Consider the following 13215-nt stretch of genomic DNA (forward strand, 5'->3'; position numbering starts at 1 on the left):
GACGAGAATAGCTTCTTCGCTCGGAATGGGTGATCGTGGGATCCGTTGGCGAAGTGGGCAGGCCCGCAGACAGGATTACACGACGAGCTTCATCAATAGCTTAACGAGCTCCTTAAGGGACATGACGGTAAGCAACAGGGTGGACATTGGCAACAGTGCGAGAATGACGAGTTGGAGCAGGGCCTTGGGATCGATGGGTAAGGGTTTCATGCGCTCGATGATCTCGTAGCTGCCGCCGAGGTCGGCTAGGGACTGGATGTCGCCGGTGCCGAGGAGAGGCTCCTGCTCGGGGTTGCCGCCTTCGATCCACTTGCGATGGAAGGAGCCGGTGTAGGCGGTGGCGAGAGCGCCATATTCGTGAAGACCGCGGCGCTTGATGGCGAGAAGCTTCGGGGTGAAGACGAGCAGCGGTAGGGCGGCGAGCAGAAGGCAGAAGACAGCATAGATGGCAATGGCAGGCCCGAAGTGTTGGAGCGGGACACCACCGTAGAGGATCTGGTTGGCGACGACGCCGGTAACAACGCAGGAGTACGAGAAGAAGAGCATTCCGAAGAAACGTTGGGCCTCGCCGACGAAGCCGAGCCCCCCGGAGGAGTCAGGGTGCGTGGGGAAGAGGCGTAGATCGAAGTTGCTGACGATGCCGAGGAAGCGAAACCAGAGAAAGATACGCCAGCACCAGCGCAGGATGAGGAACTGCAGCAATGGAACGCAAATAAGGAATTGCCACCAGCCGGCGCCGGTGAGTTGGAAGCTACCGTCTGGCATCGCCCTGGAGTACCAGGTGGAGGCATGCACGGAGAGGGTACGGTAAGTGAGGAAGGTGCCGAAATAGGCAAGGATGGCGATGACGGTCTCGGCGAGAGTCGAGTCCCGGAGGCGAAGGCCATTTTCAATCGCGGCCTGGAATCGTTGGTAGTCCTTGGTCTGGACGACGCCGGTGAGTAGGAACTCACTTGCGGCCTCGGCGATGCGCGGGGCGAGGATGAGCTCGGTGAGGAGCAGAAGGGGAATGCCGAGAAGGAAGCGGCTGTAAGCGCTAAAGTCGTGTAAAAACGGGATGCGGACGGTGCCGAGAGCGGTGCCGCTCAAAAGGGTGAAGATAAGCAGAGGCAGCCAGGTGATGCAGGCGGCAAAGACGGCGCGACGCTTTGTGAGCGGTGCGTTTTCGTGGATGAGACCGAGGCGACACTCGATTCGATATAAGAGGCCACCTTCCACGAGGAGGAAAGGACGGGTCGGGTACGGCGTTCAGGTCTGGAACGGTGTTGTTGGGTGCTGTCACGGCTCCTCCTTGTCTTACTCCGGCTTAATGCCAATCATGTCCTGTACCGCGCGCTTGTTCTCGGCGGCCTGTCCCGGAATGGCGCAATCGGGGGATCGTCTGGTCGCCGTAAGACTCCGCTAAGGTGAAGGGCGTCGTCGATGACGCCGGAGTTGCAAAACAATATCCCGCGACGAAAGCGATGTTGGTTTGGCGGCCATGGGCTCGCGCTAAGATGGCGCCGCAGGCAGACGAATTGTGGAAGGCGTAGGCGAGCCGTTGCTGGAAGGAGCGTGCATACGCCTGGCATCATGAGACTCCCTGGTTCCTCCGAAACTACTGAAGCAAACGGGTAAAGCCTTCGTGCTATAGTTACACACCAAGCAGGCGGCAAAGTCTTTCTGCTGAAAACTGAGCCATTGCTGCAATCCCAGCGTCTTGTCCTAAAGGACGAGTATAAAGAGGATCTCCCCGGGCCCTTTTTGTTTTGCCTGGCGATGCACGAAACGTCAGAAAGTCCACAAGCTGTTTTCGGGGTGGGGTTATGCCGTTTGGCGGTTTCAGGCGTCTGCAGACGCTTCCCATAGCATTGGTTGCGTTGATCTCTTTTGGTGCCCGCATCCAGGCGCAGCAGACCGGGCACTACATTCAAGGGATTACCGGGCTGGACAATGGAACCGGCGCTCCTCCGGGTGTGTATGTCGCGTACCTGCCTTATGTGAACGCGATCCACTCCTTCAAGGGGCCGAGCGGCCAGACGCTGGCGAGCGTGGACCTGAACGTTGTGGCGCACAATGTGGTGTATCAGGTAACGACGCACAAGAAGATCCTCGGCGCCGATTTTGGCATCGCGGTGATCATTCCGATCGTCAATACGCGCGTCGTGTTCAATCGTTTTAACACGAATCAGCAAGAGGCGGGCGTTTCGGACATTTACTTCGCGCCGGTGGTCCTTGGGTGGACCCAGGGTAAGGCGAATTATGTATTGAACTATGGGTTTTATGCGCCGACGGGCAATTTTGACCCGAGTAAGGCGCTGAACCCGGGTCTCGGCTTCTGGGAACACCAGATCCAAGCCGGCATGAGCTACTCGTTCGACAAGAAGAAGCTGTGGAACGCGTCGGCGCTTTCGACGTGGGAGATTAATCAGAGTAAGGAGGGGCTCGATTTGAAGCCCGGGCCGATGCTGAATGTGGAGTACAGCGCGGGACGCCGGTTGGACCAGTACAAGATCAACCTCGGTGCGGCGGGGTATATATACCAGAAGCTCTCGGCCGATTCGGGAAGCGACAGCACGCTGATTGGGACCCATTCGCTCGACCGCTCGTTCGGTATCGGACCGGAGTTCAAGTACACCAACCCGATGAAGCACTTCGGCTTTAGCTTCCGCTATGAGAGGCAGTTCGCGGTGCAGTCGAAGACGCAGGGCGATGTGTACGCCTTCGGACTGACGTGGCTGAACATCGCTCTTCCACCGCATCCCTGAGACAGCGAGATCATGCGGAGCAAGATAGGGAGAGTATCAATTGCCCGCGATGAGCGGGGCGCGTAGTGGGACTGAAAAATCGGAGGGCTGGTGATGATGCTCGGGGTGTTGCGCAGGTTGGTTGCAGGGCTTTCCCTTGTGTCGCTGGTGGGATCATCGACAGCGATGCCGGCGCAGACGACGCCTTCTGCGCCGGCATCTGTTGCGGGGCAACCGGGCGATCCGGGGTGGCCGCGGCAGATCGTAAAGAACGGCGCGACACTGGTGTACTACCAACCCCAGGTCGATAGCTGGGACAGCTACCGGCTGATCAAGGCGCGGATGGCGTTCTCGCTTACGCCTTCGGCAGGCGCGAAGCCGGTGCTAGGTGTGGTGTCGATGGAGTCAGGAACGACCGTGGACAAGGATACCCGCACGGTCTACCTGCATGACCTGAAGTTCACCAGCGTGCGCTTCTCGGGCGTAGAAACCTCGCAGCAGGCGCAGTTGGAGCAGACGTTTCGGGCGATGGCGCCCAGCGATCCGGAGCCGATCTCGTTGGACCGGCTGATGGCGGATGTGACGGCGGGGCAGACGCCGTACAAGACGGTAGCGAATCTCAAGAACGATCCGCCGCAGATCTTCTATAGCGATGTGCCGGCAATCCTGTTGATGGTCGAGGGCAAGCCGGTGATGAGCCCGATCGAAAAGACTGATCTGCAGTTCGTGGTGAACACGAACTGGGATCTCTTCTTCGACAAGCCGAAGGGCGACTACTATCTTCTGAACAACACGATGTGGCTGACGTCGAAGAACCTGGGCGGACCGTGGGTGATGACGAAGTCGCTGCCGAAGGACATGACGAAGCTGCCGGCGGGCGAGAACTTCGACGATGTAAAGCATGCGGTGCCTCCGCCACCGGTCGCAGGCTCGGCACCGAAGGTCTTCTACAGCCAACAGCCGGCGGAACTGCTGCTGGTGCGTGGGACGCCTGTCTACTCGCGGATCGCAGGGACGCAGCTTTTGTATGTGACGAACACGGACAACGATCTTTTCTTGAATAACGCGGAGAATCAATACTACGCGCTGCTGTCAGGGCGGTGGTTCCGGGCGCCCTCGTTCACCGGGCCGTGGACGTATGCGAGTGACAAGCTACCGCAGGATTTCACCAAGATTCCCGAAAACTCGGAGAAGGGTCGCGTGCTGGCGTCGGTGCCGGGAACGATCGAGGCTGCGGACGCGGTGATGCTGGCGCAGATTCCGACGACCGTGACGGTGAATCGTGCCGAGGCCGAAGCCAAGGCGAAGGTGACGTACGACGGCGATCCGCAGTTCAAGCCGATCGAGAAGACGAACCTGCAGTACGCGACGAATACTCAGGACAAGGTGATCAAGGACGGCGACCTCTACTACCTTTGCTTCCAAGGCGTGTGGTTCATGTCGAAGTCGGCGAACGGGCCGTGGAAGACGGCGGGCTCAGTCCCACCAGAGATTTACACCATTCCGCCGAGTTCGCCAGTGTACAACGTGACGTACGTAACTCAGACGAACCCGACGGCTACGACGGTTGAGTCGAGCACGACGGCGGGCTACTTTGGCATGTTCATCTTGGGTGCGGCGGTGGGAGCGGCGATCGTGTATGGATCGGGATGGTACTACCCGCCGTATGTGTACTGGGGCGGGCCGTATCCGATCTATCGTCCTTGGCCAATGACGTATGGGGCCGGCTATGCGTACAACCCATGGACGGGGGGATGGGCCGGTGGCCGCGCGGTCTATGGACCATATGCCGCGGCAGGGTCGTCGGCTTGGTTCAACCCGGCGACGGGACGTTATGGACGCTCGGCAAGTGTGCAGGGGTTGTATGGCGGACGCACCGTCGCCTCCGCATATAACCCGTGGACGGGGGGTTATGGCGCGACTTCGCAAGGACACAACGCATACTCGCAGTGGGGCAGCTCGGTTGTGGGGCGCAACGGCAACTGGGCGCAGACGGGGCACGTGTCGACGGCAAATGGCACGGCCTTCGGCTACAGGACGTCGAACGGGCAGAGGGGCGGCGGGATTAGTGGCCAGAATGGCACAGTGGTGCGCGGCGCGAACAACACGTATGCGGGCAATGACGGTAACGTCTACCGCAAGGACGGGAACGGCAGTTGGAGCAAGTACGACAACGGAGATTGGAATTCTGTCGATACAGCTGCGGCAAAACACCAAGCGCAGCAGAGCTTCAACGCCAATCACCCGAACGCGCAGCAGAACCAGCAGACGTTTCAGCAGAACCATCCCAACGCCCAGCAGAACGCAGCGAACGCGCGACAGAGCGCTAGCGGCAACCTCGGCGGAGCGACGCGGAGCCCTTCGCTCAACAGCGGTACGATGCAGGGGCTTGATCGCTCGAGTTGGGCGCGGCAGCGGGGTCAGATGCAGACCGGCCGATTCCAGAACATGCATCGCGGTGGCGGGGGAAGGTTCCACCGTTAGGTTGCGAAGAGTTGCAATATGGCAAAAAGAAAAGCGGTGCGAGAAAAGACTTCCGAAGCCAAGTTCGACCTGGACGGGCTTCACATTGCTGAGCTCATAATATTCCCACCGTGGTCTAAACGATTTAGGGCGTCACCCCGCCCGACCGTTTGCGTAGGGCACCCACCAGCATTCGCCCGCCATCGTAAGCGCCATAGATGATGTTGGCGCGGAAAATGTCGTTCTTGAAGGTGAGAATCTGGCGGCGGAAAAAGCGGAAGGTATGGTTGCCAGCTTTGAAGTCGATCTGTGACCTGGAATCAGCCTGCGTAACCGTCGCACGGCATTCCTGCAGGCGCACGACAGCGACTGAGCCATCAGTACGCATCACATCGCCCGTTGCATTGTGTGTCGAGAGAGGCATATCCGAGCGCGAGATGTAGCTGACGGACCTCACACAACCCGCGAAATTGAGATCGCGAATAACAGTTGCACGCTCGTCGTCAATGTCTGGCGCAATGTGGTGCACGAAGCCCTTGTATTTCACCGCGAGCACGGCGCTGGTGTCGTGGGTTGAGGAGCTGACCCACACAGATTGGGTTGAGCCATTGGGCGTCCATCGCCAGATGCGCAGATGGTCGCGGCGATCATAGCTGTTCAGGCTTTTCTGCCAGCTCATATCCTGCGGTTTGCCATCCAGTAGAAATGTCATCATGGGCTGCCGGTGGTAACCGCTGTTATTCAGCAGAGCATACATGCTCTTCATTGCACTCCATTTCGATGCGGGATCTGCACTGTTCCAACCGGCGTGTCGAAATGCAGAGTTCACATCTTCCTTTGATCCTAGGAAGACGACGTTGAGCAGATCCGCTTCGATGTCTTTGGTTGTTGTCACTCGGAGAGGCATCTGGTCAACCAGCTGATCGAGCTGCTCAGGCTGAATCGCAGAATCCAGAGAGACTTCGCGCATCGGGAACATTGGCATCGGCAGTGAGGCAATCTCCGCCACCGGTTCAGCAGAGTCAGTCTCGGTGTTCGCAGAAGGCAGAAGCTCGGACTTCATACGTAGGCGAATATCTGTTCCGGCCGGATAGTAGATCTCTGGCTCAGGAAAGATCGGAAAGACGGCTTTGTAGATGACAAGCACCGGATCGGAGTACGGATTCCAGGTAGGCAGGTGGATCAGACGGCTGTTGATGCGCCCCTGAAAAGTGTTGGAGCTGCGGATACCTTGAATCACACCGTTGCGCACAGTCTCACGCGCATTAGCCACCTCTTCCACGCGCGCGACTAAAGGAATGATCTCGCCCGACTTGCCGGATGCGCTGCGAAACTCCAGATCGAGCGCTGCCGTCTCATGCCTTATTCCCCATCCGACCTTGCGTCTGCTTCGTACGACGCCGTCGACTGCCGCTCCCATCGGCAGCACAACTTCTTCGTCACAGACAAGGTCCTGCGTGAGAACGGCGTGAACGGGATCTCCTGGCTTTGCAGTGTACGTAGAAATGGGATTGGAGAGACGAATCCAAAGGGGTAGTTCTGCAGGAGACTGATCGCACGCGAAGGTTATCCGGGCAGCACAGAAGAAGAACAGCGATACGAGCCTGCGATCCACATGAAACTGAGCTCTCATCGTGCGGGTGACCCCACATATCAACCATAGCAAACCACAACCCGGGGGATGCCAACACATATTGTCATTGCTGACTATTTTCGACAGATTCAGCTGTCGTGGAACCGATCTGGCCGAAATGACGATGCGACGGCCGGCGAAAATCTGCTAAAAAGATCCATTTGCAAAGAAATTAGAGATTCGAGCAGGTCGCTTGACGCAAACTTTCGCAAGGCCGTTTTCGGTTGTACAACAAGGAAACGAGATATTGCCAGAGTCCGATGCGGCCGTGTTATGGTCCCAATCCATAAAAAGAGACGCGGACTTAGCCAAATTTACCGCAACTATCTCTCCCTCCAAATTGGATTTGTAAACGCGCCGTCACCCGCAACATCCCAGACCGCAACTCGTGCCCACTTCCATCCCGGAGCCTTTACATCCCATGCGAAATCCCTCTTCTCGAACTCATGCGTCTTGTCCAGCTCGAATCGCTCGTGATGCGTGCTCGTACCGTCACCCCACACCACCTCTCCAACACGCAGCGGGAACGTGGATGAGGTCGCGATCGCCACGTGAACAGTATCTCCCTTCACCGTGATCGCTGATCTCTCCAGCAGCACCTCGCCGGTTGAGATGAAATCCTCTCCACGCGCCGCCGCCTCCACCACGGAGATGTAGTGATCGAAGTCAGGCAGCTGCTTCATCCGTACATAGTTCACGTTCATATGCGCGTACAGCTCATCATCGGCGCTCAACTGGAAGACATCCACCTCGCCCATCATGAACTTGTGCAGGCCCAGATTGTTCAGGTCGTCCACCGTCTTGAAGCCTCTCTCTCCCAATCCAGGCAGCGACAGATCCGATGGCATCGCCTTCCAACCCGTGCCAAAGTAGAGCGGATCGCGAAAATAGAACGTGTCCTTGATTTTGTCCGGGTATCCAGTCGATCCCTTCGTTCGTGGGTGCGTCTGGTAGACATACCCGTGCTCCTCCTTGACCAGCTTCCACATATCTGCCGCGTCGTGGGCTCGGTACACGGTGCCATACTTCGCATCCGGCGTGGCAAACGCGTCCCCCGGTTTGCGATCCATCATCCAGTAAACAGGGTGGGGAAAGGTCAGTGACCAATGTCCGCCCAGGATCACGTCGGCCTCTTCCGCCGGAATCAGCAGAAACTTGCTATCGCTCACATTCCGGCACGATTTGTAATATTGGTCCAGTTCGCGCAGCCGCAGCTCCGTTAAGTCTTGCGGATGACCGTCGATATGAAAATCCATCAGCATCGCCGCATCTACGCCAATCTTCTCAAGCGCCGTCTTGAACGGCGGCACCCATTTCGGCCCGTTCGCTACCGCCTGCTCCGTATAAGCGAAGTGCCAGTGCGGCGCAAAGGTGACGTAGCCGTCCATATGCGGATATACGTCCTTGTGCGTATAGGCCAACACATGGTCCAGCGTCTCCTGCGCTGCACCGGCTCCCAGCAGGAAGAAGATACCCATCTCCTGCTTCGTCCCCGAAGGTGCATTCATCCAGGGATAGATCAGCGTGTTGTCGTCCGGCCACTGCTGAATTCCTAGTCCCACCTTGCCTCGCCACGCGCTGTACCAGGCATACCCCATGTTCGTCGTGTAGTCGCGTGCGAACAGATATCGATGAGGAGCCGGAAACGCGACGATACTCCCGACACCCATCTTCGCGGCTACGGCGCGATAATGAACCCGAAGCGCATGACGCTCAGACCCGTATGGCGATGTAATCGACTGCAGCTTCCCATCGGCGTCATAGTAGACAATGTTCGAGCCCATGTTCAGCCCAGGCCTGCGATCCGCCTCTGACATCATCATCAGGCCGGCATCGTACGTATACGCCACATCCGGCTCGTTCGTCGTTAACACCGCCACTTGCTGTATTAATGAGCTCTGCGGATAGAAGTCGTACCGCATCGTCCCCGAGAAGATCCCCATCTGCACGCCATCAAAGGAGACCTCTACACGATCGCCAATCGTTGTCGCCTTTACCGACGTCGGGTGAAAGCTCTGCACAAAGGTCCGCGTACCCTCAGGACGCATAGGAGGGAAATCAAAGAACGCATCCCATCCACCCGTCCGAACTCCCGCGCTCACACGGTAGTACGGCTGGGCGCGATCTACAATCAGAGCCCCATCTGACGAGATCGAAGTAATCAGTGGCAGCTTACTCTCAAGCGCAAACACCGCCCTCCATTGATGATTGCTTCCGTCGCGCCACGCAATCGAAAGCTCGCTCCCCGCCGCGGTGACCGCAATCGGCCCAGGCTTCACGCCTGAGAGGTCCGCTGCGATCGGTGCCCCATAACACGCCTTCGCAGCACACAGAGACGCTGTAAGCCATAGAAGCACAATCAAGTTACGACGATGAGCTAGCAAAAGAAACAAGGCCTTCTCCTCAACCACCATTCATCTTCGGTGTCGCACGCGCTTTAGGGGGTCGACCTTTCTCGGCACTCACCTCGCCCATCAATTTGCCTGATGCTAAGGTGCACGCTGCACCAACAACAAAATCACGACGGCTAAAGATCATGGAAATGACGCCTTACCTTATTTTGCTTTCAATCGAACCAGTGGATCGAAGATCGCATCCGATGCTACGCGACGATTCGCTATCGCTCAATACTTCTAGCTAACTATTTTCTGCTGGTTCGTTTGAGCCATTCCCCAAGCGTGTTGGATTATAGACAGAAGCCGAAATTCCGCAGAAATACCGGACGTGTGGAAACGGGACAAAGCCTCTATAGCCTGGCTAACCGCTAGCACCCCAAATGCGCCGCGATGATCGGCAATCCAGCTTTGTTCGGTACGATCAATCAATGACGGAAAAGGTCGTCGTCGACATTATTGACTTCGCCGACGGGCTCTCCCTCTACGCGTCAGATGGAAATATCATTGACGGTCTCGGCTCGAGTGCAGGCATCCTACACCGATCACGTTATTGCCCGGAAACTACGGCACGAACTAATCTCATCCAACATGGATCTCTTTACAAAAAGGCCAGAAGCAGGCCTAAAGTACTGCCCGCTTCTCTGGCCTTTTGCAAACTAGTTTGCTCTAAAAGGTAAAGCGTCCGACGATCTGCATAAGTCTTGGATCTCCTCCCAGGCTGCGGATGGTATTGAAGCCAGAAGATCCCAGTGTTGCCGATGGATTTCCAAAGTTGGGATGATTCAGAAAATTCTCTGCCTCAGCCCGCAGCGTTGCATGGTACCGCTCCATAACGGAAAAGGTCTTTTGCATCGCAAGGTCAACCTGCGAAAATCCCGGTCCGCGCAGGATGTTAATTCCGGAGTTACCATACGTGTAATCCGCAGGAGTGGTAAACGCATTGGCATTGAACCAGTTGTTGATAGAACGCCTTCCGACGGACGTGTTCGGATCGCCGCCAGCATAGCTGACGTTGGCGCGGCTAGCGTTCAGGTCATCGTTCATGATCTGGGACGATGCTACGGAGAAAGGTAGCCCGCCGCGGAGTTGAACGATGCCCGACGCCTGCCAACCATTGGCAAAGAATCTGGCAGCGAGGGGAAGGTCTCCGAATGAGGGTAGGTCATAAATGACTGCCGTTACCCACTGTTTCCCGTAGTCAGAAGCAAGACGGCCGTAGCTGTAGTCGTAGTTATAGGGATTGGTGATTCCGTTTTGACCGTAGCTGTGCTCTATGGTCAGACTGCTCTGAACGGAGAGCCCATGGAAGCCTCGTTGACGAACGGTTGCTTCAAAGGCGTTGAAGTAAGACGATCCGTTATAGATGGTTCCAGTTCCTTCCGCAAGATTCGGGTAGGGACGCCGAGCATTGATGTCCCCCGGGGCTGGAGTGGGAAAGTTCAGCTGATAGCTCTCATCCAGGCCGTGAGAATGATTGCCTTCATATCCCATCTCGACGACGGTATTCTTGAAGGGCAGTAGCTGAAGGTTGGCACCGAACTTGTCGACGATTGGCGTATCGTAGTGATTCTGATAATAGACGGGGGCGATGTCGCTGGAGCCAAGTTCATCGAATGCGCCGCCGGTGGGAAAGCCTTTGGTGATCTTAACCGGGTGTGCCGTGTCTCCGATGACCTGCAACTGGTAGCTGAACGGAGCTCCCGTCATATTGTTCATCGAGAGCGCTACGGAAGGAGCATAGAAGAGTCCGTAGTTGGCCCGGAAGACAATGCTCGGCCTAATGGAATAGGCAAAGCCGACTCGGGGTGCAAGATCGATGTGGTCGTTGTGGGGATAGACGCCGGACGGGGATACATACTGATAGTTCGCAGGCAGTACCGCTTGTGGAAGCCCCACGACGTTTTGTACGTAAGCCTTCGTTGTGTCGGGCACCAGAATCCTGCCGGAAGGGAGGTCGAAGTTTGAAGTTAGATCGCCCTCGTTCAGCCAATTCGGCGAAAACTCATAGCGGATTCCGAGGGTGACATTGAGCTTTCGGGTCACGCGCCACTCGTCGGCGATAAAGGCAGACCATGCATTCTGATGGAGCCTGGTCTTATCGCCATAGTTGTAGGTGGTCAACGTGCTCACATAGCCCAGCAAACCCTCTGCGGTTCCCGTCAAGTTAGTAGGCCGCTTCGTAGTAACGGACGCAACGGTCGCGTAACCGTCCACAGAGAACTTGAAGCCTCCCGGAGGCGCGCCACCGCCCACACTGTTGCGCTGGTGAGTGAAATCGCCGCCGATTTTGATGGCATGTTTTCCTTTATGCCAACTCAGATTCTCCATATATTGCGTGGAGTTTTGCCACACAACATAGGGATTGGGCAGCGTGGTCAGCGGTCGAACCGCTTTGGTCGAACCGATGTTATTAAAGGACACGGTCGGGAAGCCGGCTGTCATATAGCCCCCCGGAATCTCCCCCAACTCTGCGATCGGAGTCGTGTTGAGCGGGCTATTGCCATCATTGATGTAGTTCCAGCCGATCCGGATCTCATTGACAAGGTTCGGAGTAAAGACATGGGTCTCATTGAGACCTACGTTGTTGCCATTCAGAAGCCCCTTGCCACCGATCCAGCTATCCGGGATCCACCCACTCCGGTCCTTCTCCGAAAGCTGCTTCGAATAGCGGAGAGTTAGAATATCTTTCTGGGTAATGTTGATGTCGCCCTTAACGTTGTAGGTGTTTCGCGTATCAACATTTCGGTCCACGGCTAGGAAGTTATTGAGGACCTTCGGACTCGGATCCTTATAGTTGGGGAGTGGGAAGATGTTGGCCAGGCGTGACATCAGCGGGTCAATGCGCGACTTCGGAATCACATTCCCCTTGAATTGCGTGCGATTTCCCATGGCGTCAGTAGTCTCAGGGTCATACACGGGCCAGCCGCTCTGGCTGAAGTCGCCATTTCTCTCGAGCGCAGTAGGGACGGTGTCGTATTCGATGACTCCCTGAGGCTGGCGCAGACCCTCATAGCTGAAGAAGATGAAGATCTTGTTTCGTTTGATAGGACCGCCGCCGCCAGCACCAAAGAGGTTGCGCCGGAGAGCAGGCCTTGCCGGGTTCGTTCCGGTGAAGTCATAAGCCCGTGCGTTGAAAATATCGTTCTGGATGTAGTCGTAGGCGTAGCCGTGGATCTCATTCGTACCGCTGCGAAGCGCCACGTTGACGATGCCGCCACCAGCTCTTCCAAATTCCGCGGAGTAGCCGTTGGTCTGGATCGCAAATTCCTGGATGGCATCCATGGGAGGCACGGAATTCATTCCGCCCGTGAGGGCGACGTTGTTCGAAATGCCGTCGAGGATGAAGTTATTTTGTCCAGCATTGACTCCGTTGACCTGCATGGACTCACCGCCCGAAAAGTCACCGATGCGGTCGCCACCGGCATTGGGCCAGGTACGAAGCGTTCCGGGAGTCAGCACCTGGAGACTGAGAAAGTTCCGGTCCAGGGAAGGAAGCGCCTCAAGCTCTTTCCGGGTAATCAAGGTGCTCACTTCCGTAGTGTCAGTCTTCAACAAAGGTGCGCTGCTGGTGACTTCAACGGATTGATTCACAACTCCCGTCTGCATCTTGACGTCGACACGGACGCGTGCCTTCAAGGTCAGTTCGATGGGGCTCTCGATGTTGGTTCTAAAACCTGTCATTTCGGAAGTCACGCTGTAGATGCCGATGGGCAGGTTAGATACAACATACTCACCTGTGCCATTGGTTACCGTTGTTCTAGGAAAATTTGTTTGGATGTTTGTTACGGTGATTTGGGCCCCCACCAGCGCGCTACCGGATGGATCGGTTACAGCGCCAAGAATGCTACCCTCGGTGGCCTGAGCTATGAGAGACACAGGAATCAACAAGAAAGCAAGAACGAAGAGTATGTGCTTCAACGAATGTCCCCCTTTGAGACAGCACAGATCAGTTTTCTGGGATGATGTGGAGACAATAAGAAATGTTGGTCAAATGAAG

Annotated in this window: 6 protein-coding genes; 2 read left to right on the forward strand and 4 right to left on the reverse strand. The window is 56.6% G+C overall.

Annotated elements, in window-relative coordinates:
• Positions 1-75: 75 nt before the first annotated feature.
• The gene (locus AC5S26_RS12335) at positions 76-1218 is read right to left on the reverse strand and encodes a hypothetical protein (protein ID WP_494185188.1); all 1143 of its coding nucleotides are present in this window, start codon (positions 1216-1218) and stop codon (positions 76-78) included.
• Positions 1219-1805: 587 nt separating this feature from the next.
• Here AC5S26_RS12335 and AC5S26_RS12340 point away from each other — a divergent pair.
• Entirely contained in the window at positions 1806-2747 is a 942-nt protein-coding gene (locus AC5S26_RS12340) for a SphA family protein (protein ID WP_494185189.1), read from the forward strand.
• Positions 2748-2840: 93 nt separating this feature from the next.
• On the forward strand, positions 2841-5210 hold the full coding sequence (locus AC5S26_RS12345; RefSeq protein ID WP_494185190.1) for a hypothetical protein: 2370 nt from the start codon (positions 2841-2843) through the stop codon (positions 5208-5210).
• A gap of 124 nt (positions 5211-5334) precedes the next feature.
• On the opposite strand, the gene AC5S26_RS12350 is transcribed toward AC5S26_RS12345, so the two are convergent.
• From AC5S26_RS12350 to AC5S26_RS12360, 3 genes are all read right to left on the reverse strand, one after another.
• Positions 5335-6804: an LssY C-terminal domain-containing protein gene (locus tag AC5S26_RS12350; RefSeq protein ID WP_494185191.1), complete on the reverse strand. Its 1470-nt coding sequence runs from the start codon at positions 6802-6804 to the stop codon at positions 5335-5337.
• Positions 6805-7145: 341 nt separating this feature from the next.
• Entirely contained in the window at positions 7146-9215 is a 2070-nt protein-coding gene (locus AC5S26_RS12355; RefSeq protein WP_494185192.1) for a CehA/McbA family metallohydrolase domain-containing protein, read from the reverse strand.
• A gap of 669 nt (positions 9216-9884) precedes the next feature.
• The gene (locus AC5S26_RS12360) at positions 9885-13136 is read right to left on the reverse strand and encodes a TonB-dependent receptor (RefSeq protein ID WP_494185193.1); all 3252 of its coding nucleotides are present in this window, start codon (positions 13134-13136) and stop codon (positions 9885-9887) included.
• Positions 13137-13215: the final 79 nt, after the last annotated feature.

This window comes from Edaphobacter sp. FHG110511_03 (genome assembly GCF_059115365.1).